Raw genomic sequence first — 25,486 nt, 5'->3', positions numbered from 1 at the left:
GGGGGCTAAAGGCGCCCCCCTCAGGCCTGCGCGGCCCGGCGACGCACATGTCGTGCGCCTTCACCCCAATCCAGGGCGGCCCCGTCCTCGACGGCTTTGCCGCCCCCTCGCCCGCTGGGCTCGGGGTCCCACGCGGGTCGGAAGTCCTCAAACCTGATCTTTTCCAGCGCTGCTAGCTGTCTGTTTCGAGAGGGGCTACGCGACCCTGACTGCGCGTCCCGCTCCGGCCCAAGAGGCGCGGTTCTTGGGCCTCCCTCTCCCGTCGCGGCGGCTACGCCGCCGCCGGGCGGGGGGCGCCCAGCCTTCTCGGGCCCGAAAGCAGGTTGCCGACGAGTTTTTCAGCAACCTGCTAGCTCGGCGGAGACTCCCTCAGCGCGGCTGGACGGCGGCCACCAGCAGGTCGACCACCTGATCTATGGAGACGTCGGAAGTGTCCACTTCGCGGTAGCCCTCACCGAGGGTGAGGGGAGAGTCCTCGCGCTCGGCATCGCGACGGTCGCGGCTCGCCATCTCGGCGGCCACGGTCTCCAGGGTGACCTCCTTGCCGGAGTCCCGGAGCTGGCGCCAGCGGCGCTGGTGGCGGACGTCCGGGCGCGCCGTCACGAAGAACTTGTGGGGTGTCTCCGGGAAAACCACGGTGCCGATGTCGCGCCCTTCGAGCACGCCGCCGCCGCGGCGACCGCAGACCCGCTGCAGCTCCACCATGCGCCGTCGCACCTCGCTGTAGGCTGCCAGGCGAGAGCTGGCGGCCCCGACGGCGGGCGTGTAGAGGGCACCACCAACGTCTTCGCCGGACAGCAGAATGGCGACCTCGCCGTTGTCCCGCGGCTGCAGCACGACGTCGGCGGCCAACGCCACCTCGACGGCGCGGGCGCGGTCGTCGGGATCGATTCCGGCGCGCAGCACCGCCAACGCCAGAGCGCGGTACATGGCGCCGGTGTTGAGATAGGGAATGCCGAGGCGCTCCGCCAACCGACGCGCCACCGTGCTCTTGCCGACCCCGGCGGGGCCGTCGATCGCGACCACCAGGCTCATCGCTTCTTGGTCGCTCCACCGCGCGGCTTCGAGCCCGCCGGCCCGCCACCTCGCCGGCCTGCAGGCCGGCCCGGACGACCACCGCCGCCTTGACCTCCACCGCGCGTTGGCCGGCCGGCGCCGGAGCGCCCCCCGGCCGGGCCTCCACGAGGTCCCTTGGGCGCCCCTTTCGAGCTCGGCCGGAAACCGGCCTTCGCTCCTCCGCCCGGCTTTGGGCCGGGTCCCGTCTTGGCCGGGCCCTTCCTGGCTGGACCACTGCCGGCGGATCCCTTCCTCGCCGGGCCTTGCCTGCCGGGGCCACTCCTGGCCGGGCCTTTCCTAGCCGGGCCACTCCTGGCGGAGCCTTTCCCGGCCGGGCCTTTCCTGGCGGCAGCACCCTTCTTGGTCGGTGAGCTCTTCTTCGGCGTCGGCTTGAGCAGCGCCGCCACCTCACGTTCGGTCAGCGGCCGCAGCTCTCCCGGCGCCAGCGTGTCGTCGCGCAGGGTGCCGATGGCGACCCGCCGCAGCTTGCCCACCGGATGCCCGATGCGCTGGAACATCTCGCGGATCTGGCGCGTGCGACCCTCGCCGATCTCGACCGTCCACCAGCTGTTGGTCGGCGCCTTCTCGCCGGGCCGGCGCTGGGTCCGGCGCCGCTCGATGCGCGCCGGCGAGGTGCGCTTGCCATCGAGCACGATGCCTTCGCGCAGGCGATCCACTGCCGATTCCTCGGGAAAACCCTTGACCTTCACTTCGTAGGTCTTGGTACAGCCGTAGCGCGGATGGGCGACCCGCTGGGCGAAGTCGCCGTCATCGGTCAACAGCAGCAAGCCCTCGGTGAGAAAATCGAGCCGCCCGACCGGCACCAAAGCCTTGCGCAGGTCCCGCGGCACCAGCTCCATCACCGTCGGTCGCCCTTCCGGATCGGCGACCGTCGACATCACCGCCCGCGGCTTGTTGAGCACAAGGTAGCGGTCCGGGGTCGGTGCGGCGATGCGCTTACCGTCGACTTTGATCGAGTCCTTCTCGGCATCGACCCGCACGCCAATCTCGGCGACCTTGCCGTTGACCGTCACCCGACCGGCAACGATCAGCTCTTCGGCGCCGCGCCGCGACGCCACCCCTGCCCGCGCCAAAATCTTCTGCAGCCGCTGCTCGCTCATCCCTCCGCTCCCCCGCCGGCGGCCGCTTTCGGCTCGTCGGTCTCCCGCTCGTCGCCGTCGGTGTCCGGCTCATCCGGTGCGTCGGCCTGCTCGTCGAGCTCCGCCGCCGCTTGCAGAATGGTCTCCTCGCGATCGCCGCCGGCGAGGCCGGGATCGGCCGGAGCTTCCTCCGGGATCGCCAGCATCTGAGCGTCCTCGAAGTCCTCGAGGGGCGGCAGGTCCTTCAGGCTCTTGAGGCCGAAGTGAACCAGGAACTCCCGGCTGGTGCAGTAAAGGAACGGCTTGCCCACCACCTCTTTGCGGCCGGCGATCCGCACCAGCCGCTTCTCGAGCAGGGTCTTGAGCACGCCGGAAGGGCTCACCCCGCGCAGCTCCTGGATCTCAGGCCCGGTGACCGGCTGCCGGTAGGCGATGATCGCCAGCGTCTCGACGGCCGCCATCGACAGCTTGCTGGCTCCGGTCACTTCGAAGAACTTGCGCAGCCAGCCGTGCAGCTCCGGCCGAGTCACCAGCCGGACGCCGCCGGCCACCTCTTCGAGCATCACGCCGCCGCCGTCGCCGCTGAATCGCTCCAGCACCGTCGCCAAGGCGATCTCCGCCTCGTCGCGCTCGGCCTCGTCGAAAAGGGCGAGCAGGCGTTTTCGGGGCACCGGCTCGGAGGACACGAACAGCACCGCTTCGAGGGCTGCCTCCATCTCGCCTCGGGTGGTCATTCCTGCAGGCCCTCCAGCTCCTCCACCGCCAGCTCGCGGGTGGTGCGATAGATCAGGATCTCGCCGGCCTCGGTCTGATGCAGCCGCGCCAGATTGAGACGGGCCATCTCGAGCACGGCGAGAAAGGCCGCCACCACCTCGGCGCGGCAGGAGCGATCGCGGAAGTCGGCCAGCAGGTCGTAGGGGCGGCCGCGCGGGATGGCGTCGATCAGGCGCTGGAGCTGCGCCTTGACCGAAAACGACTCTCCGCTCAGCTTGTAGGGCGGTGGATTCTCGCGCTCGTAGCGATCGAAAACCGTCCGGAGGGCGCCCAGCAGGTCATAGAGGGAGAGATCTCCGAGGTCGATCTCGTCGTCCTCCTCTGGGTCGCGCACCAAGCGCAACGGCGCCGGCCGACGGGTCCAGATGCCGCGTCGCACCTGGTGCACCTCGGCGAGGGACTGGGCGACCTCCTTGAGGCGCTGGTACTCGAGCAAGCGCTGCACCAGCTCCTCGCGCGGATCCTCCTCCGGCTCTCCCGAGGAGCTCGGCGAGCGCGGCAGCAGCAGCTTCGACTTGAGGTGGATGAGCAGGGCCGCTTCGTAGATGTACTCGCCGGCGATGTCGAGATTGAGCTCTTCCATCAGGCGCAGGTACTCGTGAAACTGGTCACAAATGCGGGCCACCGGGATATCGGTGATCTCGACCTCGTTGATCTTGATCAGGTGGAGCAGGAGATCGAGGGGTCCCTCGAAAACCGGTAGCTGGACCTTCCAGGACTCCGGGAGCAGGCTACTGACCGCCGGCGCAGCGCTCATCGCCGCTCCTCCGCCGCGCGGCGGAGATTCCCGGCCGGTTCGGAGCACGGCAAGACGACCAGCACGACATCCGCAGACGAGATCACGAGATTCCTCGAGGGTAAATCAGGGGCACTCGGTCCGAGCGACCGGCGCGCGATGGCGCCATGATAGCCCATCCGAGGGTCCCGGCACAGCCCCGGAAAGGCCTTCTCCTAAAGCTGTGGAAGGGCCGGAAGGGGCTCGGTCAAGCCGCGCCAGAGACCGCGTGCTTTGGACCACACGGCGCGGCCGTTGCCGCGCGGAATCTCGCGCACCAGGGCGGCGGCGAGGGCTACCAGATTCCAGGCGATGAAGACCCCGCGCGCCAGCAAGCCGCGGTGGCGGCGCACAAAGACGGCGTTGCTGCGTCCCGTATGGAAGGTCTTGAACGGCGTGTAGCTGCCGGCCGTCGACGCCGCCACCTTGTGCCACAGGACGCTCTCCGGCACGTAGCGCAGGCGGTATCCCCGCCGAGCCGCGCGCTGGCACCAGTCGGCGTCGTCGACGTTGATGAAGTACACCGGATCGAGGGGACCGACCCGCTCCAGAACGTCACGCGGAATCAGCAGACAGCAGGTGGTGAGGTAGGAAACATCTCGCGACCGGCTCCAGCGCGGCCCGTCGGGCTCGCCGCGCCCCCATTCCTCGGTCACCGTCTCGCGCAGGCGCAAGCGACCGCCGGCGCACCACAGGCGATCGCGCGGCTCGGCATAGAAGATCTTCGGGCCGGCGGCGCCCACCTGCGAGTCGGTGCAGGCCGCCACCAAGGGCCGCAAGAAGCCTTCGGCGACCTCGACATCGGTGTTGATGAGCAGCACGAAACCGACATCCGGGTCCTCTAGGGCCTGTCGGATTCCCGCCAGGTTGCCGCCGGCGAAGCCCAGATTTTCACCGGTCTCCAGGATGTCGAGGTCGGGCCAGCGAGCCCGCAGGCGAGCGACGGAGTCGTCGCTCGAGCCGTTGTCGACCACCAGCCAGTCCATGGCGTCACCACAACGGCTGAGGGAGTCGAGGGTCTCGAGGGTATCGTCGGCACCGTTCCAGTTGACCAGGACCGCCGCGACCTTGGCGTCAGGCCGGCGCATCGCGGAACTGGCGGGCATTGTGCCGCAGCTCCTGCCACTGCACCGCCAGAGTGGCGAGCTGGAGCAATCCGGCAAAGGCGAACACCACCTTGTGGAGGCGCACCGCCGCCGGACCGCCCAAAAGGACGCTGGTCACCACCACCGCGAGCAACAGCAGGATGGTGATCGCCATCAGCCCGAAGAGACGCCGGCGAGAGCTTTCGACCGACCCCGCGGCGCGCAGCACCCGGCCGGTGCCGACGAGGTAGAACAGCACCCAGAAGTGCGGCAGCAGCAGCGCCGACACGGTCCCCAGGGTGAGCACGACGTGCTGATGGAGTCCCTCGAAGGGCAGCTCGACGCGATAGGAGTTCGCCGCCACGGCCACGAAGGCCAGCGTCGCCAGCACCGCCAAGGTCATCATGATGCGCTCAAATTTCATCGCGCGGATAGTAGCAGGCGGTTGCCGTCAGCCTTCGTGCCGGCGACGCCAGCGGGCGACGGCGGCGAGCCAGATCTGCGCTGCGTGGTGAGGCCGGTAGAGAGCCTCGAGACGGCGCCGGCCGGCGGTGCCGCGCCGGACGCCCTCGGCGAAGTCGGCGAGCACTTCGCGCAGGGCCGTCGCCAGGGCCGCCGAATCTTCCGCCGGCACCACCCAGCCGGTTTCGCCATCGACCACCACCTCGGGGATTCCCGAAACCCGGCTCGCCACCACCGGCAGGGAGGCCTCCATCGCCTCCAGGATCACCAGCGGCATGCCCTCGTAAATGGAGGGCACGACCAATGCCTGCGCCCGCTCCAGCAGACCGCGCACCTGGGCCGCCGAACGCCGGCCCAGAAACTCGACGCCCTCCAGCCCGAGGCGCTCCCGGCAGGCTTCGAGGGCCCCCCGGTGCTCACCGTCACCGGCCACCAGAAGGCGGCCTTCGAGGCCTTCATCGCGCAATCGGGCGAGGGCTTCGAGCAAGACTTCGACGCCTTTGCGCAGCCGCAGGCGGCCAACGAAGAGCAGCTCCCCGGCGTCGTCCCGACGGTCAGAGCCGGAGGGCTCCTCGCTCGCCACCGGCAGGCCGCCGGTGACGTTGGGGACCACCGACACCCGCTCGACGCCGTAGTCCTGGCGCAGCTCCTCGGCGGTGACCTCGCTGGGCGCCAGCACGACGTCCGCCGAGCGCGCCGTCCAGCGACCGAAGAGAATCTGGATCGGCGCTTTGAGCCAGCGAAAACGACGCTCGACGGCTCCGGGATAGCCCAGAGGTCGATCCCCGGCGGAGCGATCCACCAGCGGACGGACCGCCTGCCGCTCCCGGACGTAGGAGACCTGCTGCAGGGCCAGTAGGGTGATCCGTCGCCGGCGCAGGCGGCGAAACAGACGCACCGCCAGCACGGCCAGCGCTCCGTCCGATTCGTGCACCTGCACCACCGTTGGCCGGAATCTTCCCAGGACCCTCCAGGTCGCGGGTACGACGGACCACGGGAACAACACCTTCGGGCTCGCCCGCGGGCGCCCCAGGATCTCGACCTCGTGACCGAGCTGGCGCAGGGCCGCCGCCAGCTGCAAGACCTGCTCCCCGACGCCGGAGACATCCTGCGGCGGAAGGGTATTGGCGATCAGCAGAACGCGTTCGGCGCTCACCCTCCCTCCTCCCATGCCGCGAGGTCCCGATGCACCTTCGGCAGCCACTCCTCGACCAGCTCCCACGGCAGGTCCTGGAGCCCGGCTTGGCGGTCGCCGAGGAGCTCTCCCGGACCGCGTCGGGCGAGGTCCCGGCGCGACAGCTCGAAGCCGTCACGACATTCGGCGAACTCGGCCAAGCGGTTCGCCGCCGGCTGTGTCGTCGCGGCGCCGGCGAGGGCGAAGCACCACGACGCTCCCACGCCGCGGCCGACCCGGCCGCGCAATTGATGCAGCTGCGCCAGGCCGTAGCGCTCGGCGTCCTCGATGATCATCACCGTCGCCCGCGGTACATCGAGGCCGACCTCGATGACGGTGGTCGCCACCAGCAACCGCCGCTCGCCGCCGACGAAGGCGCGGGTCCGCCGGCGGCGCTCGTCCGCAGCCAGCCGTCCGTGAACCACGGAAACTCCGAAGGCCTCGAACTGGGCGGCGATCTCGGCGCCCTCGCGCGCGATGGCGGCGGCACCACGCCCATCGACCCGCGGCAACACCACGAAGCCCTGCTCGCCGGCCTCCAGGCGCTGCCGCAGATGGCGGTAGAAGCGCGCGCGATCGCTGCCCGAGCCCACCGCCGTCGTCACCGGGCGTCGGCCGGCCGGCAGCTCGTCGAGCAGGGAAAGCTCGAGGTCACCCCACAGGCCGAGGGCCAGGGAGCGGGGAATCGGCGTCGCCGTCATCGCCAGCCGGTGGACAGCATCGGGAAAGGCCCGCCGTTGTTCGACGCCGAAGCGATGCTCCTCGTCGATCACCACCAGAGCCAGGCGGGCGAAGGCGGTCGATTCCTGGATCAAGCTGTGGGTCCCGATGACCAGGTCGAGATCGCCCTCCGCCAAGTCGCGCCGCAGGCGCTCCGGCTGCGCGCTGCTGGACGTGAGGAGGCCGACCCGGCGGCGACCGCCGAGAAGTTGGTCGCAGGCTTGCCAGTGCTGTTCCGCGAGCAGCTCCGTCGGCGCCATCAAAGCTGCTTGGGCGCCACTCCGGGCCACCGCCTCGAGGGCGAGCAGCGCCACCACCGTCTTGCCGCTTCCGACTTCGCCCTGCAGCAGGCGATGCATCGGCCAGGGCCGGCCGAGATCGGCGAGGATCTCGTCGAGGGCGAGGGCCTGGGCGGTGGTCAGCTCGAAGGCGGGCAGCGAGGTGAGCTCGCTGCTCACCGGCGGCTGCACCGGCAGCGCCACGGCCTGCTGGCGCCGACTCCGGCGGCGCTGGCGCAGCTCCCGCTGCTGGCGCCAAAGGCGTTCGTAGACCACCCGCTGGTGAGCGTTGGTGGCCCGCTGGTTGAGCTCGCCGACGGAAAACCGGCCGCTCGGGCGGTGCAGCTCGCGCAGAGCCGAGGGAAGGTCGACGAGTGCGTGCCGCAGGCTGACCTCGGCCGGCAGGTCATCGGCCGGCAAGCTGCCGTCCAGCAGGACTTCGACCCACCCCGCCAGCACCGCCGGGGCGATGTCGCCATGGCGGCCATAAGTGGCCACGATGCCCTCCGGTGCATCGGCCGCCGCGATGACGGAGGGATTGAGCAGCTCGAGCTGACGCCCCTTCCGGCGCACTTCACCATGCAGCCGATAGCGGCGTTCCGGGTCGACTTGGCGAGCCAGGTAGGGGCGGTTGAACCAAACCACCGCCAGCTCTCCGGAGCTGTCCACCAGGCGGCCCCGAACCATCGTCCGGCGTCCCCGCAGGCGGATGGTCTTGAGACCTTCGAAGGAGCCTTCGACGGTGGCCGCCCGCCCGCTTTCCAGGTCGGCGACGGCACATCGGGTGCTGTGGTCGTCGTAGCGGTGCGGCAACCAGAGGAGGAGGTCGTGCGGTCGCCGCACGCCGAGTTGGCGGAGGGCCGCCGCCCGCACCGGCCCGACACCCGGCAGGTCTTCGAGCCTCGCGCCCCCCCGGGAGCGGCCGGATTCTGTTGCGGCGTCTGCCTCAGCCGACTTCGAGCTGGAGATTGATCACCCCGCAGCGCACCTCGTCGCCGGCCTTGATCTCGGCCGGAACGCCCTTCACCAAGCGGGTCTGGTTGACGAAGGTGCCGTTCATGGTGCCGATCTCTTCCGACAGATAGAGCTTGTCGTTGCGGCGGTAGATCTTGGCGTGGCGCCGGCTGATCGAGCGCTGGGTATCGATCGGCGCCAGATCGACGTCCGGGAAGATTCCGGTGACCGGATCCTTGCGTCCGATCATGGTCTCGGCCCCGGCCGCCAAGGGGAACTCCATGCCCGACTCGGCATGGCGCAGCACTTCGTGCTTGGAAACCGCCGCCGGCCCGGCCTCTGGGCTCGGCATCTCCGGGATCGGGCTCGACTCCGAGGTACCGAGGTACTCGCGCAACAGAGTGTCCGTCTCGCGCAGGCGGCGCGACAGCTTGCGCATCATGCGAACCCCGATCTCGGGGTTGTCCTTCAACATTTGATCGAAGGTCGAGCTGTCGATCTGCAGCAGCCGCGTGTCGCTCAGGGTGCGAGCCGAAGCGTTGCGCGGCAAATCCTCCAGGACCGCCATCTCGCCGAAGAAGTCGCCCTTCTCGAGCACCGCGACGCGGCGATCTTCGCCCGCCACCCGCTGCATGATTTCGACTTTGCCGTCCTGAATTATGTACATGTGCGTTCCGAGCTCACCTTCCGTGAAGATGAACGAATCGGACGCAAATTCTGCGGTGTAGTGAGCCGGCGCCGACTTGGCGCTCGTGGTCTTGAACTTCGCCTTGGTCATTGCAATCAAACCTCACCCAACAGCAACCGGCCCGCCGTCCCCTCCAGACGCGCCATCAATCCCAAAGGAAGAGTCCGATTCGGGGCGACGTGCCCACATTCGAGACCCCAAGCAATCGGCCATGGATACTCCGCCAGCGCGCCTTCGAGGCGAGAACTCCAGCGCGCCGCGGCGGATTCGCTCCGGCAGGTGACATGCCCCACGATCATGGCGCTGAGACATTCCACCCTACCGGAGAGGCGCAGGTGGGTCAACATTCGGTCGAGGCGATAGAGAGGCTCGTCGATCTCTTCCCAAAACAAGATGCTGCCGTCCAAGGACGGGAAATAATCGGTGCCCAACAAGGCGGTCAGCATCGACAGGCAGCCCCCCAGCAACGGCCCCTCGGCGATCGCCCCGGAACCGCCGACGGCAAGCTCGAGGGTCTGGGGATAGCGCCCCGCAAGGGCATCCAGGAGCGAGGCCTCCTCCGTCGGCGACAGGCCGCGGGCCAGATCCGCCGCCACCATCGGGCCGTGGAAGGTCACCCAGCCGAGGCGCTCGACCACCGACAATAGAAACGGCGAGAGGTCGGAGTAGCCGATGTAGGCGCGGGGGTGGCGGCCGAGAAGCTCCCAATCGAGGCGATCGAGCAGGCGCATCACGCCATAGCCGCCGCGGATGAAGAAGATCGCCGCCAGATCCGGACGGGCCGCCAAGCGATGAAAGGCGTCCAGGCGTTCGTCGTCACCGCCGGCGAAGAGTCCCTCGCGACGGTAGAGATTGTCGGCCAATATCGGCTCGAAGCCGAGCCGTCGCAGCGCCGCCAGGCCGCGATCGATGCGCTCGGCCTCGGCCGGCCCGGAGAGGGCCGCCACGCCGACCCGAGCTCCGGGCAGCACGGCAGGGGGCAAGCGGGCGCTGACAGCTCGGGGGGGCATGGGATTTGATCGCCTTACGGTGTCGGGGAGCCGGAGAGATCCGTAAGCCGAATCCTGTTCCCGTTCCGAAGAACGGGTGATGGTCATTCATCTGGAGCCGACGTTGCCATCGGCTTCGAGCAACCTACCCGGAGACGGCTCCACCGTAGTGGAAACGGGACGGACGGCCCGCATCGCCGGCTCCCTATTTGGTCTTGCTCCGCATGGGGTTTACCTTGCCTCGCACCGTCACCGGCGGAGCGGTGCGCTCTTACCGCACCCTTTCACCCTTACCCGGGCCGCGGGCCCGGGCGGTCTACTCTCTGCTGCACTATCCGTCGCGTCGCCGCGCCTCGCCGTTAGCGAGCATGCTGTCCGTCGGAGTTCGGACTTTCCTCCGGTCCCTCGCGGAACCGGCGACCATCTGGAGCTCTCCGGCTCCGCGACGATTCTATCAGTCGGTCGGGCTTCCTCAGCGCTCCGAGCTCTTGCGGCGCAGGCGCCCGAAGAGCCCTCGCAGGCCCTTGCCCTTGGCGCCTCCCTCGGGCGTCGGCGCCTCGCCATCGGGACGCAGCGCAGCGATGCGCGCCAGGCCGGCCTCGGCCTCGGGATCGCCCGGCATCCGCTTGAGGGCGGCGCGAAACTGCAGTCTCGCCTGCTCAAACTGGCCCATCTTCTCGTGCACCCGGCCGAGGGCGTTCCAAGTGTCGGCCTCGTTCGCCCCGAGCTCGATCGCGGTGCGGTAGCTCTCCGCCGCCCGCCGCAACCAATTGGGGTTCTTTTCCTGCGCCTCGGCCAGGGTCAGGTAGTACTTCGGCTTGGGGTCCGCCTGGACCGCCTGCTGCAACAGCTCGACGGCGAAGTGGAAGTCCTCTTCGGCGAGATACGCCTTGCCCTGGCGGTAATAGTTGGAGGCCAGCTCCTGCGATTCACCGTCGCGCACGTGACGGGTCGGGCGCGGATCGAGGGACGCCCCGATGCGCAGGTTGTAGCGGCTCCTGCGGTTGGGATCGCTGAGGGTCAGGTAAGCATCGGTAGCGCGCTCGAAGAGCAGCCAGAAGGCCTGCTCGCGGCCGGCGAGGTCGATGGTCTCGGCATGGCGCACGTGCACCAGCCGGGCCAGCCGATCGTAGGCGTCGTGGATCTCGCCGTCGTCGGCATCCTGATCGAGACCGAAGAGCTCGTAGTGGGTCATGCCCCCGGAATCGGCCAACAAGTCCCGAATGCGCGCCCGATGCTCGCTGGGATCGAGCTGCAGGGGACGCTCCTCGAGGTCCTTGCCCACCCGTTCCGACAGGCGATTCAGCACCTCCACCGGAACCGGAACGGTACCGTGGGCGACGCTCGTCTGGACTTCGCTGCGGATCAGGCCGATGGCGCGCAGGCCAGCGAGGCGCCGCACCGCGTGGGAGCGATCCTCGGCATCTGCCACCAGCTCGTTGAGCTCCATCGGGTTGACCAGGCGCTCGATCAAGGCGCGATCGACTGGATCGAGGATAGGCGACAGGCCCGGCGGAATCTCTTTCTCGGAAGTCTTGAGGCGCGCGCTGCCGCCGCCGAGCTCGCTGACCAGCTCGCCGAACTCCTTGCCCAGAACCGACCATTCCATCAGCAAGAAGGCGGTCGGAAAGGGGCCGACCAGATCCGGCGGCAGCAAGTGATTGCCCTCGAAGAAGCTGTAGTCGGATCCCTCCCAGCTCGCCAGCAGCTTGGCGACCCGCTCCATCACCGACGTCACTTCGGAGCGCGCCGCTTCGGCCTCGGCACCGTCGACCAGCGGCAAATGGGGCGCCAGCTTGCGGGCCAGGGCGTTGAGGCTCGGCAAGTGAAGCTCGCCATCGACGAAGAACAGGCGACGCTTCGGTAGATTTTGGTCGGAGGGTCCGGACGAGGGGTCCGGAGCCACTTCGATGAGACCGCTCTTGCCTTCCTGAAAGACGAGGCGGACGGCATCGATGATCGGAACCGCTACCTGAGTCGGATGTTCGAATTTCATGATGGAACCGTCGTCCGCCCGACCTTTTCACCACATCTCTTGGTGAGGAGGTCGCGAGCTAGGCATTGAATTTCGAGCAGTTTACCGCAAATCCGCCGCCGTCCGCACGGCGGTCCCGAGGGCCGCCCCGCCGGTCCGGCGTTCTTACAGTAGAGAGCCGGTAAATAGGTCGGTTCAGTCCTCCGACTGATGAACCGCGGCATGCACCTGATCGCCGAGGTTGGGTCCGAGGAGCCCCTGGAGATCTTCCCGCGAGGCCTCGCGCACCCCGGCCAGGGAACCGAAGGTCTCGAGCAATGCGCGGCGGCGACGCGGACCGACCCCGGGGATGGCCTCGAGCTGGCTCGTCAGGGTGCGCTTGGAGCGCCGACGGCGATGACGATGGAGGGCGAAGCGATGGGCTTCGTCGCGCACCTGCTGCAGCAGCTTGAGGCCGACATCGGAGCGCGGCAATCGCAGCGGCTCCGGCCTCCCCGGCAGGAACACCTCCTCGTCCCGTTTCGCCAAAGAGGCCACCGGCGTCTCCTCGACGCCGAGCTCCGCCAGCGCTTCGAGGGCGGCATTGAGCTGACCCCGACCGCCGTCGATCAGCACCAGATCGGGCATCTCCCCGACCTCTTCGAGACGCCGCCGATAGCGCCGGCTCACCGCCTGGTGCATCGACAGGTAATCGTCGTTACCGACATCGCCGCGGATGTTGAAGGAGCGGTAATCCTTCTTCAGGATTCGCCCTTCTTCCCACACCACCAGAGAGGCCACCGTCTCCCCGCCCTGGAAATGGGAGATGTCGAAGCCCTCGATGCGTCGCGGTGTGTCGGCGAGCTCGAGGATTTCCCGCAGCCGCTCCGCCCCGGCATCGCGGCCCCCCTCGCGGAAGCGCCGCTGGTGGGCCAGGCGGGCATTGCGCATGGCGAGGGCGACGCGCTCGGCCTTGGGCCCGCGGGCCGGCATGCGCAGGTAGACCCGCGCCCCCTTGCGCTCGCTGAGCCAAGCGGTCAGGGCGTCCTCGCCGTCGATCGGCACCGGCAGGTGAATCTCCTTGGGAATGAAGGTGGTGCGATCGTAGATCTGCGGCAGCACCTCGTCGAGAAGGCGCTCCGCCGCCAGCTCCCCGACCCCCTCCCAGAACAGCTCACGACGATCGAGGACCTGGCCGCCGCGCATCACCAGGCTGACCAGCGAGGCATTGTTGCCGGCGCGGTAGAAGCCGTAGACGTCGACATCCTCACCCGCCACCGAGGACAGCTTGCGGCGCTGGCCGATGGCTTCGATCTCGGCCAGGGAGTCGCGCAGGCGAGCCGCGGCCTCGAAGTCGAGATCCTCCGAGGCCTGCCACATCTCCCGCCGCATGCGTTTCATCAGGTCTTCGTTGCGACCGGCGAGAAAGAGGCGCGCCTGCTCCACCGCCTCGCCGTAAGCCTCGTCCGTGGTGAGGCCGTCGACGCATGGCCCGAGGCAACGGTGCATCGGGTGGTAGAGGCAGGGCCGAGCCAGGCCGCCATCGATCTCGATGCGGCAAACCCGCACCTGGAAGAGCTTCTGCACCAGCTTGATCGCCTTGCGCGCCAAACCTCCCGGCAGGAAGGGGCCGAAGTACTCGGCGCCATCCTTGCGAATCTTGCGGGTGAAGGCGATGCGGGGGTAGTCGTCCGCCAGCGTCAGCTTGAGGTACGGGTAGGTCTTGTCGTCGCGCAGCAGGACGTTGAAGCGCGGCCGATGCTCCTTGATCCAGTTGTTCTCGATCAGCAGCGCCTCGGACTCCGAATCGGTGACCACGTAGTCGAGGTCGACGGCCTCTCGGGTCATGGCGATGAGCCGCGCCTCGTTGGGGCGCTGATAGTTCGCCACCCGCTTGCGCAGAGACTTCGCCTTGCCGACGTAGAGGGCCGCGCCGTCGGCGGCACGAAAGATGTAAATGCCCGGCTGGTCGGGCAGCTCCGGCAGGCGGTCGGTCCAGCTCATCGCCACTCCCGGCTTTCGAGTCGCGGGCTCGCTGTCTCGAACATGTCGGCGCTGACCTCGCGCCTATCCCGAATAGATCTGCAGCTCGCGCAACTCCTTGAGCTGGTCCCGCATCACCGCCGCCTCCTCGAACTCGAGGCGCTTCGCCGCCGCCTTCATCTCCTTTTCGAGGCGGGCGATGCGCTCCGCCAGGGGCAACTCGGCCCCCTCCGCCACCTGCGACAGGGAACGCCGGCCGGGGGTGTAGTAGTCGAGGTTGCCGAGCGCGACCAAGGGGCTGTGCACATCCTTGAGGATGGTCTTGGGCTCGATGCCGTGCTGCTGGTTGTGCTCCTCCTGGCGCAGGCGACGGCGGCGCGTCTCGTCCAGCGCCCGCGCCATCGAGCGGGTCTCGCCGTCGGCATAGAAGATCACCCGGCCGTCGGCATTTCGCGCCGCCCGGCCGGCGGTCTGAATCAGTGAGGTCTCGGAGCGCAGAAAGCCCTCCTTGTCGGCATCGAGGATGGCGACCAGCGAGACCTCCGGCAGGTCGAGCCCCTCGCGCAACAGGTTGATCCCCACCAGGACATCGAACTCGCCGCGCCGCAGTGCGGTGACGATCTCGACCCGCTCGAGGGTGTCGATGTCGCTGTGCATGTAGCGCACCCGCACCCCGAGCTCGGCGAAGTACTGGGTCAGCTCCTCCGCCATGCGCTTGGTCAAGGTGGTCACCAGCACTCGCTCGCCGCGCTCCGCCACCGCCCGCACCTCGCCCAACAGGTCATCCACCTGACCGCGCGCCGGCCGCACCTCGATCGGCGGGTCGAGCAGGCCGGTGGGCCGAATCAGTTGTTCCGCCACCACCCCTTCGGCACGCTCCAGCTCCCAGGGCGCCGGCGTCGCCGAGATGTAGACGCGCTGGCCGATGCGGGTGTCGAACTCCTCGAAGGTCAAGGGGCGGTTGTCGAGAGCGCTGGGAAGCCGGAAGCCGTGCTCCACCAGGGTCAGCTTGCGCGAGCGGTCGCCGGCATACATGCCGCGCACCTGGGGAATCGTCTGATGGCTCTCGTCGACGATCAACAGGAAGTCGTCCGGAAAGTAATCGAGCAGCGTCGGCGGCGGCTCCCCCGGCTGGCGCCCGGAAAGGTGCCGCGAGTAGTTCTCGATGCCGTGGCAGTAGCCGATCTCGCGCAGCATCTCGAGGTCGAAGCGGGTACGCTGCTCGAGGCGCTGGAACTCGAGCAGCTTGCCGTGATCCGAAAGCTCCGCCAGACGCTCCGCCAGCTCGAGTTGGATGCCTTGAATCGCCTGCTCGCGGCGCTCCTTGGGGGTCACGTAGTGGGTCTTGGGGAAGATTCCCACCTTCGAGATCTCCTCGAGAACGTCACCGCGCAAGGTGTCGAAGCGGCTGATGCGTTCGATCTCGTCGCCGAAGTACTCCACCCGCATACCGATGTCGTCGTAGGCCGGCAGGATCTCGAGGACGTCTCCGCGCACGCGGAAGGCGCCGTGATAGAGGTCGAGGGGAGTGCGCTGATACTGCATCTGCACCAGCTTCTCGAGGGCGACGTCCATGCCCTGCTCGTCGCCCACCTCGAAGAAGTGCAGCATGCCGAAGAAGGCCTCCGGCGAGCCCAGACCGTAGATGCACGAAACCGAGGCCACGATCAGCACGTCACGACGCTCGAATAGAGACTTGGTGGCGCGCAGCCGCAGCCGGTCGATCTCCTCGTTGATCGAGGTCTCTTTCTCGATGTAGGTGTCGGTGGTCGGAACGTAGGCTTCCGGCTGGTAGTAGTCGTAGTAGGAGACGAAGTACTCGACGGCGTTGCGCGGGAAGAAGTTGCGGAACTCTTGGAAGAGCTGCGCCGCCAGGGTCTTGTTGTGCGACAGGATGAGGGTCGGACGGTTGACCTCCTCGATCACCTTGGCGATCGAGAAGGTCTTGCCGGAGCCGGTGACGCCGAGCAACACTTGCTCCTGGGTGCCCTGCTGCAACCCGGCCACCAGTTGGGCGATGGCGCCCGGCTGATCACCGCTCGGCGAAAAAGGGGAATCGATCTCGAATCGGTCCATGGGCCTCCTCCAAGGGCTGTCTCGGGGACGCTCGACTTCAGCCTCGACTAGCTCCCGCATCGGCCCGAGGGACGAATGCCCCGGCAGCCCACGGGCATCTTAACGCGCCCCATTGGCCCTATAATCGCCACCATGGACAGCGCCCCGAGCCCCCCAGAAAACGCGACTCCCCCGCCCTCGAATTCCCGCCGCCGCAGCGTCCTCGCGGCCGTCCGCAGGGGCGGAAAGCAACGTTGGCGCTGGAGCATTCCGGTGCTGTTGGCGGGCATTCTCGGAATCGTCGGCGGGCTCGGCTTCGCTGCCGCCATCGATGTCCCCGAAGTCGAAACCGTCGCCGGCTTCACTCCCAACCTGATCACCCAGCTACGAGACCGCAACGACGACGTCTTCGGCAGCTTCGCCTTCGAGCGTCGCATCCTGCTCGAGGAGGACGAGATTCCCGAGCTGCTACGCAATGCGGTGATCGCCATCGAGGATTCCGAGTTCCTCAGCCACGGCGGCGTCGACGCCTTCGCCGTGGCGCGGGCCCAGATCGCCAACTATCGGGCCGGCGAGATCGTCTCCGGCGCCGGCACCATCACCATGCAGCTTGCCCGCATGCTCTTCCTGACTCCGGAACAGACCTGGAGCCGCAAGATCGAAGAGGCCTTCCTCGCCGTCGAGTTGGAGAAGAACTACTCCAAAGACCAGATCCTCACCCTCTATCTCAACCTGGTCAATCTCGGCCATGGCAACTACGGTATGGAGGCGGCCTCGCAGTACTTTTTCGGCAAGTCCGTCGATCAGCTCGACCTGCCCCAGGCGGCCACCCTGGCGGGCATTGTCCAGCTACCGTCGCGCTACAGCCCCTATCGCCGGCCGGAGCTGGTTCAGCGCCGTCGGGACCGCGTCCTGCGGCGCATGCTGGCGGAGCAGTTCATCGACCAACAGCAGTACGACGACGCCCTCGCCACCCCTCTCGAGGTCATCGAGCAACAGCCCAAGGATCGCCTCGGCCCGTACTTCGCCGAAGAGGTTCGCAAGCACCTCGAGTCCACCTACGGTAGCGACGCCGTCACCTCCGGTGGCCTGCAGGTGTGGACGACGATGGATCGGGCGATTCAGGAAAGCGCCGAGTCGGCGGTACGGGCGGGCCTGACTCGCCTCGATCGCCGCAAGGGCTGGCGAGGCGCGATCGATCACGTCGACCTCGAGGACGAAGAGGCGCGCACCCTGGCGGCCTGGCAAGGCCTCGACGGAGCCCCTGCGGAGCGCTGGATCCACGGCTTGGTGACCGCCGTCGACGGCGCCCGAGCGGAGATCGAAATCGCCGGTCAGAGCTACACCCTCGGTCCCGAGGGCTATCGCTGGACCAAGAAGCGCAGCGCCCGCTCCCTGCTCGAGCCGGGCGATGTCGCCTGGTTCCGGCTGGTGACGCCGGAGGCCGATCCGGAGAACCCGGAGGCGGTCGTCGAGCCGGTGCTCTACCTCGAGCAGGAGCCGGAGATGGAAGCCGCCCTGGTGGTGCTCGAGTCGGCGACCGGAGCGGTGCGCGCAATGGTCGGCGGCTGGGACTACCGGCGCAACAAGTTCAACCGCGTCACCCAGGCGAAGCGCCAGGTGGGCTCGGCCTTCAAGCTGTTCGTCTTCGGCGCCGCCCTCGAGGCCGGCTTCACCCCGGCCGACACCCTCCTCGACGGTCCCACCGCCTTCCTCGGCGGTGACAACGAGCTGAGCTACGTGCCGCGAAACTACTATCGCGGCTACTACGGCATCATCACCCTACGGCGGGCCCTCGAGCTGTCGGCGAACATCACCTCGGTCAAGCTCCAGGACATGGTCGGAGTTCCGAGCGTGATCGAGTTCGCCCGCCGCTGCGGAGTCGAGTCGGAGCTGCCGCCCTACCCCAGCCTGGCCCTCGGCGTCTCGGAGATGACCCCCCTCGAGCTGGCGGCGTCCTATGCCGCCGTCGCCAACCACGGCACCTGGGTCGAGCCCTACACCATCGAGCGGGTCGAAATGCCCGACGGGCGGCTGCGGGAAGCCCATGTTCCGACCACCAGCACGGCGATGGAGCCACGCATCGCCTACCTGTTGTCCCACGTGCTCGAGGGGGTGGTGGATCGCGGCACCGCCACCGCCGTCAAAGGCCTCGATCTGGATCTCGCCGGCAAGACCGGCACCACCGACGACTACACCGACGCCTGGTTCGTGGGCTACACGCCGCGCTACACCATCCTTTCTTGGGTCGGCTACGACCGCAAGCGTTCCTTGGGCTACAACATGACCGGCGCCGAAGCCGCCCTGCCGATGTGGCAAGAGGTGGTCGAAGACGGCCTCGCCGAAGGCTGGATCCAGACGGACGAACGGTTCGTACCCCCCGCCGGTGTGAACCTGCAGTCGATCGAGTACTTCACCGGCCTGCTTCCCGGCCCCGGCGCCGAGCGCCTGATCGAGGAGGCCTTCCTGCAGGGCACCGAGCCGATCCGCGAGTACGAGCCGAAGTGGGCCGAGATCATGGAGCTGCCGTGGTACCAGCAGCGTCCCTTCTACCTCGCCAAGGAGGGCGAGCGCCTGCCCCTCGGCTTCGACGACGAGATCAGCGAAGAGCTCGCCAACCGCGACGATTAGCAGGTTGCTGAAAAACTCATCGGCAACCTGCGACCGAGCCCTGGAGGGCTCGGGAGAGGAGGCCCAAGAACCGCGCTTCTTGGGCCGGAGCGGGACGCGCAGTCAGGGGCGCTCAGCCCGGGACGCGCAGTCACGGGCGCGTAGCCCCTCTCGGAACAAATAGCTAGCAGCGCTGGAAAATCCGCGAAGCGGACTTTTTCAGCAGCCTGTTAGGGTGCTTCGGGCTCCGGCTTGGTGCCGAGCAGGGCGTAGTCCTGCGCTCCGAAGAGCAGGTCGTCGAGCTGATCGCGCAGGCGATTGATGCGATCCGCCAGCTCCCGATGCTCGCCGGCGAGGGCGGAGAGATCGATCTCGGTCAAACGCTCGTCGGCCGGAAAAGGTCGCAGCTCGCGATGCTCGACCGCGAAGCCGGCGAGCTCGAAGCTCAGCCGTAGGCTCTCCGGGTGGACCGGCCGACGGTGGGTCGGATCGAGCCAGAAGTTGCGCGCCGCCACCACCACCGACAAGGGGTTGGGGGTCTCGAGAATCAACACGCCCCCTGGCCGCAGGGCACGCCAGGCGAGGCGCACCAGGCGGTCGAGCTCACCGGGCGGCAGGTGCTCGACGACGTGGAACGACACCACCGCACCGAGAGACTCGGGAGTCTGCTCCTTGAGGACATCGAAGAGGTCGCCTTCGCGCACCTCGAGGCCGGCGTCACGGCACTGAGCGACCATCGCCGCGCTACCGTCGACACCGCGGGCCTCGATTCCTTCGTTCCCCAGCACCGCCAGGGCTTCGCCGCGTCCGCAACCGAGGTCGAGGACCGGACCACGCCCCCGAAGGTCTGGGAGGTAGCTCGAAATGCGCTCCCGAATCTCCCGTTGAGTGCCGCGGTAGCGTCGTTCGAGCTCGACATAGCCGTGTTCCTCGACGGCTCGCACCACCGCCGTTCCGGGTTCGTCGACGGCCGCTACCGCCGCTCCCAGAACCTGGCGCAGATCCGCCGCTTCCCGGCGATAGCGGTCGAGCTTCTGGTCGACCCGGGCAAACAGCGCGTCGTTGTGACGCATGGCGTCGCTGACCGCCGCCGGGAAGGAACGCTCGAGGTGATGCAGGCGCTCCTCGTGGCGCAGGCTCTGCCACTGCTCGAGATGCTCGAGCAAAATGAGATTGAAGACGCGCTGCCGGTCCCAGAGGTCCGCCACCGGTGCCTTGACCAGCGGCCGGAAGAGGGTCTTGAAGGCGATGATCAGGCGGCCGAGAAAACCGCGATGGCTCTCGATCGGAAAGCCGTGGTCCCCGCTCCATAGCCAACGCCAGTCGGCGAGATGGCGTGAGGGCTCGCCGCGGAAGCGCTCGATGCCCCCGGGCCGATCGCCGCCGGCGGGCCGATCGCCGTCGCCGTCGTGCACGCTCACCGGTTCTCCGATCGGCGCAGGGCGATTCTGGAAGGAAGCTCGAAGGGGCGGAGGGAGCCGCCCCGCAATCGCTGTTGGAGGCGCCAGCCCGCGTCAGCGCGCGGCGACGAAGGGCCCGGCGGGAAACGCAGGCTGGCCACCAATTACTCGGCCGGAACGACCGTCACCGTCACCTCGGCGACGACCTCCGTGTGGAGGTCGATCTTCGCCGTATGCTCGCCCAGGGTCTTGATAACCCCGCCCTCGACCTCGATGCGACGACGATCGACCTTGAAGCCCTGATCCGCCAGCATGGAGGCGATCTCGAGGGTGGTCACGGAGCCGTAGAGGGTCTCCGTCTCACCGACCCGCTTGGCCACCTGGAGCTGGACCTCGGCGAGCTGAGCCGCCAACGCCGCCGCCTCTTCATGCTCGCGGGCGTGCATGGCGTCGATCTTGGCGCGCTGCTGCTCGAAGTAACGGATGTTGCCCGGCGTCGCTTCGAGGGCGACACCCTGGGGCAGGAGAAAGTTACGCGCGAACCCGGGCTTGACGTTGATGACGTCACCACGGGTACCGAGGTGACGCTGATCCTTGAGCAGGATGACTTCCATCGTCTGAGCCTCCTAGTCCGTGGAGAACGGCAGCAACGCCAGGTGCCGTGCCCGCTTGATGGCCGTCGCCAGCATGCGCTGGTGCCGAGCCGAGGTACCGGTGATGCGCCGCGGCATAATCTTGCCGCGCTCCGGGATGAACTGCTGCAGCAGCTTCACATCCTTGTAGTCGATGTACTCGATGTGCTCGGCGGTGAATTTGCAGACCTTGCGACGCCGGAAGAATACTCGCTTGCCACGTGCCATGATCTAAGCCTCCGCCGTTTCGCCGCTCTCGGCGGTTTCGTCTTCTTCACTCGACTCGACCTCGACTTCCAGCGGCAGCGGGATACCCGCCCGCTTGAGGTCTTCGTCGGTGCGAATGGTCAGGAAACGAAGGATTTTGTCGTTCTGACCGAGGCGGCGCTCAACTTCGGAGATCTGGGCCGCGCCGGGCTCGCTCGCGAAGTAGACGACGACGTACTTGCCGTCGGTCACCTTCTGAATCTCGTAGGCCAGCTTGCGCCGGCCCCAGAACTCGGTCTTGGTCACCACCACGCCGCCGTCGCCCGACAGAATCGCTTTGTATTCGTCGGCCAGCGCCGTCACATCCTCGTCGGAAACCCGAGGATCGGTGATGAACACCAACTCATAGGTACGCATGGATCTCTAGAACCTCCCTATGGCCTAGTCAGTCTCGCTTTTCGCGAAACAGAGAGGAAACGTGGGCCGATCGCGCCGACCGGCCGTGCGGACGAGAGATTTTAACGACTTCTCCAATGATTGCAAGTCTTCTGGGCGGCGGCGCCCACTTCGCGAGGAAAGCCGCTCGGGAGAATTGGCGAGACCGGGGCGTGGTCGGGCCGGGCTCCGCGCCGCCGAGACGCCCGCGGGGCAGGTGCTCGGACTGCGAATCGGCCCGTTCCGGGCGGAGGCACAACTCGCCTGCGGCTCAGACAAATGCCTCCGCTCCTCCTCCACGGGCCGAGTCTCGGACTCGAAAGGACCTTGCCCGCGGGCTCAGGCGACGCTCCGCCCGGACCGACCCACACCCCTGGGACGGCTTTCCAGCACGCGGAGCGGAGGATCTACGAGCACCCGCAAGAAACTCATAGAACAAACGCACCCTCCGAAGGATCGGGGAGCGGCGGCCTCCGCAGGGAGGGCGCGCGGCGGCGGGAAGCCGCCGGACTTGGGGGCGCCCGGCCAGGGGTGAGGCCTAGCCGGCCGCACCGCACGACATGGGCGTGCGGCCGAGGGGAGCTGAGACAGAATGAGAACGGTTGCTCCAGAACCAGATCCACGGAGAGAAAACTCTCAAGAAACGAACGCGCCCTCCGGAGGGAGGGCGCGCGGCGGCGAAAGCCGCCGGACTTGGGGGGTGAGGCCTAGCCGGCCGCACCGCACGACATGGGCGTGCGGCCGAGGGGGGTCTGGGACAGACCTCCCTGAAATTACAGCAGCGGCGCGATGACAACCGCGACGACGGACATCAGCTTGATCAAAATGTTCAAGCTCGGCCCGGCGGTGTCTTTGAAGGGATCGCCGACCGTATCGCCGACCACCGCCGCCTTGTGGGCGTCGGAGCCCTTGCCGCCGTGGGCGCCGCCTTCGATGTACTTCTTGGCGTTGTCCCAGGCGCCACCGGAGTTGGCCATGAAGATGGCCATCAGGACGCCCGAGGAGGTGACGCCGGCGAGGACGCCGCCGAGGGCGGCCGACGAGTACCAGCCCACCAGCACCGGAACGGTGACCGCCAGGAGACCCGGCAGGATCATCTCTTTGATCGCCGCCGCCGTCGAGATGTCGACGCACTTGGCGTACTCGGGGGTGCCGGTGCCCTCCATGATGCCGGGGATGGAGCGGAACTGGCGACGCACCTCCTCGATCATCTTGAAGGCGGCGCGACCGACGGCCTGCATGGCCATGGCGCTGAACAGGAACGGCAGCATCGCGCCGAGGAACAGACCTCCCATCACCGAGGGATCGGAGAGATCGAGCACGGTCATGCCGACGGTGGTCTTGAAGGCGGCGAACAGCGCCAGGGCGGTGAGGGCGGCGGAACCGATGGCGAAGCCCTTGCCGATGGCGGCGGTGGTGTTGCCGACGGCGTCGAGCTTGTCGGTGCGACCGCGCACCTCTTCACCGAGGCCGGCCATTTCGGCGATACCGCCGGCGTTGTCGGCGATCGGGCCGTAGGCGTCGACGGCGAGTTGGATGCCGGTGGTCGACAGCATGCCGAGGGCGGCGATGGCGATACCGAACAGACCGGCCTGGCTGTAGGCCACCAGAATGGCGGCCACCAGGACGATGATCGGAGCCGCCGTCGAGCGCATGCCGACGGCGAGACCGGTGATGATGTTGGTGGCCACGCCGGTGCGGCTGTCGTCGGCGATGGACTGCGCCGGACCGCGCGCCTCGGAGGTGTAGTACTCGGTGATCAGGCCGATGCTGACCCCCGCCACCAGGCCGGCGATGGTCGCCACCACGACGCCCATGGCGCCGAACTCGACGCCGTCGAGGAGGTAGCTGTTGCTGCCCAGCAGCCAGCGGCTGACCAGCACCGTGACCACCAGCATCGCCACCGACGAGCTGATGGTGCCGACATGGAGGGCGGTGCCGGGGTTGCCACCTTCCTTGGTACGCACCAGGAAGGTGCCGGCGAGGGAGACCACGATGCCGGCACCGGCCAGCACCAGGGGCAGCAGCACGAGCTGCGGGGTGAAGGACTCGCCGCTGCCGACCAGGGTGGCGTTGGCGGCCAGCACCAGGCTGCCGATGATCGCACCGACGTAGGACTCGAAGAGGTCGGCACCCATGCCGGCGACATCGCCGACGTTGTCGCCGACATTGTCGGCGATCACCGCCGGGTTGCGCGGATCGTCCTCCGGAATTCCGGCCTCGACCTTACCCACCAGGTCGGCACCGACGTCCGCCGCCTTGGTGTAGATGCCACCGCCGACGCGGGCGAAGAGGGCGATCGAGCTGGCTCCGAAGGAGAAGCCCGCCAGCACCGTGATCACGCGGCTGAGGTTGGCCGCCTCGCTGCCGCCGGTGAACAGGTTGTAATAGAGCAGGAACAGCGCTGACAGGCCGAAGACTCCCAGGCCGACCACCGAAAAGCCCATCACGGCACCGCCCGAGAAGGCCACCTTGAGGGCGCCGTTGAGGCCGTTGCGAGCCGCCGCCGCGGTGCGCACGTTGGCGTTGGTGGCGACGCGCATGCCGAAGAATCCGGCGAGGGCGGAGCAGATCGCGCCGACGGCGACCGACAGTCCGATCAGCCAGGAGCTCTCGGCACGGCCGGAGTTGGCCCAGGAAAGCAGCGCCACGACCACCACCACGAAGATCGCCAGAACGCGGTACTCGCGGGCCAGAAAGGCCATCGAGCCATCGCGGATGTGACCGGCCAGCGTCTTCATGTTGTCGCTGCCGACGTCTTGGCGCTTGACCCAGGTACTGCGGATCCACGCAAAGAGCAGCGCCAGGACGCCGCAGGTCAGAGTCAGATAGACCAGATTGAGATTCACGTTCCCCTCCAGTTGCGCCGGTTCGAGCCGGCGCGGCTCATCCGTTGAATCGATTCATGGCCGCCGCGACGCCGCCCTCCAGCCAGCCCTCGCAGGCGTCGGCCGCCCGTTCAATCATCTTCTCCACTCGCTCCTGCTCGTCCTCGTCGAATGGTGCGAGAACGAAGGAGACGAGGTCCGCCGCCGCATCGTCCTGGGCAACCCCCAAGCGCAAGCGGGCGATGCCGTCGCTGCGTAGCCCGGCGATCACCGACTCCATGCCGCGATGGCCGGCCGGACTACCGGCCGGCCGCAAGCGCAACCGTCCCAGCGGCAGGTGCACTTCGTCGTAGATCACGAGCACGGCATCGCGTGCGAAACCGTGCCGTTCCACCAAGCAGCGCGCCGCATGGCCACTGCGGTTCATGTAGGTCAACGGTTTGGCGAAAAAGACCTCGCCTTCCGTCGCCACCAAACTGTTGCACTCCAGCCGCCACGGCGAAAGGCCGCGGCGCCGCGCCAGCTCGTCGACCACCCGGAAGCCCAGGTTGTGGCGAGTCGCGGCGTAATCCTCCCCCGGGTTCCCGAGGCCCAGGACCAGCCGGCCCTCGGGATGCGAAGACGATTCGTCGGATGGCACGGAGCGTCGCCGGTACCAGGCCGTCTAGGCCTCGTCCTTGTCGCCTCCGACCAGCTCGGGCTCGGCCGTGACCGTCTCGAGCATGTCGTCCTCCTCCTCGACGACTTCTTCCTCGACGCGCGCCTGGGCCACACCTACGACCACCTTCCCGAGATCGTCGGGGATCACCTCGACACCCTTCGGAAGCTCGAGATCCTTGGCCTCGAGGTGCTGGCCGATGTGCAGCTCGGAGACGTCCGCCTCGAGATGATGGGGAATGTCGCCGGGCAAGCACTCGATGGTGATCTCGCGGGTCACGAAGTCGACGATGCCACCCTCGGCCTTGACGCCGACGGCGACTCCGACCACCTCGACGGGCACCGCCACGCGCACCGCCTCGGACATCCGCACGCGCAGGAAGTCGATGTGGCGAATGCTGCGAGTGATCGGATCGACGTCGAGCGCTCGGATCATCACGTGACGATTCTTCTTGGTGCCCGGTACCTGGAGCTGGAAGACGGCGTGATCGCTCCCGGCCTCCTTGAGCAGAGCGAGAAACTTGCGGCGGTCGGTCTGGATCGAGACCGGATCGATGTCTCCGCCATAGACGACGGCAGGGATCTGGCCGGCGGCGCGCAGGCGCCGGTTGGCATTCTTGCCCGGCGTTTCACGCAGCTCGACATCAACAATCAGTTCACTCATGGCACT

Annotated in this window: 21 protein-coding genes and 1 other RNA gene; 1 reads left to right on the top strand and 21 read right to left on the bottom strand. The window is 67.9% G+C overall.

Annotation, left to right across the window (positions count from 1 at the left end; all coding sequences use genetic code 11):
* Positions 1-369: 369 nt before the first annotated feature.
* From cmk to uvrB, 14 genes are all read right to left on the bottom strand, one after another.
* The gene (gene cmk / locus AAF604_20820; protein ID MEM7052122.1) at positions 370-1,035 is read right to left on the bottom strand and encodes a (d)CMP kinase; all 666 of its coding nucleotides are present in this window, start codon (positions 1,033-1,035) and stop codon (positions 370-372) included.
* Positions 1,032-2,177 (bottom strand): pseudouridine synthase, encoded by a 1,146-nt coding sequence (locus tag AAF604_20815; protein ID MEM7052121.1) that lies wholly within the window; start codon positions 2,175-2,177, stop codon positions 1,032-1,034. Before AAF604_20815 ends, cmk begins: the two co-directional genes overlap by 4 nt.
* Positions 2,174-2,890: an SMC-Scp complex subunit ScpB gene (scpB, locus tag AAF604_20810; GenBank protein ID MEM7052120.1), complete on the bottom strand. Its 717-nt coding sequence runs from the start codon at positions 2,888-2,890 to the stop codon at positions 2,174-2,176. Before scpB ends, AAF604_20815 begins: the two co-directional genes overlap by 4 nt.
* Positions 2,887-3,687, bottom strand: coding sequence for a segregation/condensation protein A (locus AAF604_20805; GenBank protein MEM7052119.1), 801 nt, complete (start codon positions 3,685-3,687; stop codon positions 2,887-2,889). The genes scpB and AAF604_20805 overlap by 4 nt, the downstream gene beginning before the upstream one ends.
* A 194-nt stretch (positions 3,688-3,881) precedes the next feature.
* Positions 3,882-4,811 carry a glycosyltransferase family 2 protein gene (locus tag AAF604_20800; GenBank protein ID MEM7052118.1) on the bottom strand — a complete coding sequence of 310 codons (930 nt, stop codon included), beginning with the start codon at positions 4,809-4,811 and terminating at the stop codon, positions 3,882-3,884.
* Positions 4,780-5,214 carry a hypothetical protein gene (locus tag AAF604_20795; protein ID MEM7052117.1) on the bottom strand — a complete coding sequence of 145 codons (435 nt, stop codon included), beginning with the start codon at positions 5,212-5,214 and terminating at the stop codon, positions 4,780-4,782. The genes AAF604_20800 and AAF604_20795 overlap by 32 nt, the downstream gene beginning before the upstream one ends.
* 27 nt (positions 5,215-5,241) lie before the next feature.
* Positions 5,242-6,408, bottom strand: a complete 1,167-nt coding sequence (locus tag AAF604_20790; GenBank protein MEM7052116.1) for a glycosyltransferase family 4 protein — start codon at positions 6,406-6,408, stop codon at positions 5,242-5,244.
* Positions 6,405-8,297: a DEAD/DEAH box helicase gene (locus AAF604_20785; protein ID MEM7052115.1), complete on the bottom strand. Its 1,893-nt coding sequence runs from the start codon at positions 8,295-8,297 to the stop codon at positions 6,405-6,407. Before AAF604_20785 ends, AAF604_20790 begins: the two co-directional genes overlap by 4 nt.
* A 73-nt stretch (positions 8,298-8,370) precedes the next feature.
* Positions 8,371-9,156, bottom strand: a complete 786-nt coding sequence (locus AAF604_20780; protein MEM7052114.1) for a cyclic nucleotide-binding domain-containing protein — start codon at positions 9,154-9,156, stop codon at positions 8,371-8,373.
* Positions 9,157-9,161: 5 nt separating this feature from the next.
* Entirely contained in the window at positions 9,162-10,076 is a 915-nt protein-coding gene (locus tag AAF604_20775) for an LD-carboxypeptidase (GenBank protein ID MEM7052113.1), read from the bottom strand.
* Positions 10,077-10,104: 28 nt separating this feature from the next.
* Positions 10,105-10,491, bottom strand: an RNA gene (gene rnpB, locus AAF604_20770) — RNase P RNA component class A.
* 36 nt (positions 10,492-10,527) lie between these two features.
* The gene (locus AAF604_20765; protein MEM7052112.1) at positions 10,528-12,051 is read right to left on the bottom strand and encodes a tetratricopeptide repeat protein; all 1,524 of its coding nucleotides are present in this window, start codon (positions 12,049-12,051) and stop codon (positions 10,528-10,530) included.
* A gap of 174 nt (positions 12,052-12,225) precedes the next feature.
* Entirely contained in the window at positions 12,226-14,013 is a 1,788-nt protein-coding gene (gene uvrC / locus AAF604_20760; GenBank protein ID MEM7052111.1) for an excinuclease ABC subunit UvrC, read from the bottom strand.
* Between the two features lie 63 nt (positions 14,014-14,076).
* Positions 14,077-16,068 carry an excinuclease ABC subunit UvrB gene (gene uvrB, locus AAF604_20755; GenBank protein ID MEM7052110.1) on the bottom strand — a complete coding sequence of 664 codons (1,992 nt, stop codon included), beginning with the start codon at positions 16,066-16,068 and terminating at the stop codon, positions 14,077-14,079.
* A gap of 258 nt (positions 16,069-16,326) precedes the next feature.
* Between uvrB and AAF604_20750 the strand changes: the two genes are divergently transcribed.
* On the top strand, positions 16,327-18,678 hold the full coding sequence (locus AAF604_20750) for a PBP1A family penicillin-binding protein (GenBank protein MEM7052109.1): 2,352 nt from the start codon (positions 16,327-16,329) through the stop codon (positions 18,676-18,678).
* A 209-nt stretch (positions 18,679-18,887) separates the two neighbouring features.
* On the opposite strand, the gene AAF604_20745 is transcribed toward AAF604_20750, so the two are convergent.
* From AAF604_20745 to AAF604_20715, 7 genes are all read right to left on the bottom strand, one after another.
* Positions 18,888-20,078 carry a class I SAM-dependent methyltransferase gene (locus tag AAF604_20745; protein MEM7052108.1) on the bottom strand — a complete coding sequence of 397 codons (1,191 nt, stop codon included), beginning with the start codon at positions 20,076-20,078 and terminating at the stop codon, positions 18,888-18,890.
* Between the two features lie 143 nt (positions 20,079-20,221).
* Positions 20,222-20,671, bottom strand: a complete 450-nt coding sequence (rplI, locus tag AAF604_20740; GenBank protein ID MEM7052107.1) for a 50S ribosomal protein L9 — start codon at positions 20,669-20,671, stop codon at positions 20,222-20,224.
* Positions 20,672-20,683: 12 nt separating this feature from the next.
* Positions 20,684-20,917 carry a 30S ribosomal protein S18 gene (rpsR, locus tag AAF604_20735; GenBank protein ID MEM7052106.1) on the bottom strand — a complete coding sequence of 78 codons (234 nt, stop codon included), beginning with the start codon at positions 20,915-20,917 and terminating at the stop codon, positions 20,684-20,686.
* Between the two features lie 3 nt (positions 20,918-20,920).
* Positions 20,921-21,313: a 30S ribosomal protein S6 gene (rpsF, locus tag AAF604_20730; GenBank protein ID MEM7052105.1), complete on the bottom strand. Its 393-nt coding sequence runs from the start codon at positions 21,311-21,313 to the stop codon at positions 20,921-20,923.
* A 791-nt stretch (positions 21,314-22,104) separates the two neighbouring features.
* Positions 22,105-24,180: a sodium-translocating pyrophosphatase gene (locus AAF604_20725; protein MEM7052104.1), complete on the bottom strand. Its 2,076-nt coding sequence runs from the start codon at positions 24,178-24,180 to the stop codon at positions 22,105-22,107.
* Positions 24,181-24,217: 37 nt separating this feature from the next.
* Positions 24,218-24,799 carry an aminoacyl-tRNA hydrolase gene (pth, locus tag AAF604_20720; protein MEM7052103.1) on the bottom strand — a complete coding sequence of 194 codons (582 nt, stop codon included), beginning with the start codon at positions 24,797-24,799 and terminating at the stop codon, positions 24,218-24,220.
* Positions 24,800-24,823: 24 nt separating this feature from the next.
* Entirely contained in the window at positions 24,824-25,480 is a 657-nt protein-coding gene (locus AAF604_20715; GenBank protein MEM7052102.1) for a 50S ribosomal protein L25, read from the bottom strand.
* Positions 25,481-25,486: the final 6 nt, after the last annotated feature.

This window comes from Acidobacteriota bacterium (genome assembly GCA_039028635.1).
In the GTDB taxonomy this organism is placed as follows: domain Bacteria; phylum Acidobacteriota; class Thermoanaerobaculia; order Multivoradales; family JBCCEF01; genus JBCCEF01.
The sequence above is the reverse complement of the archived record's forward strand: the minus strand, read 5'-3'. Positions and strand labels throughout refer to the sequence as shown.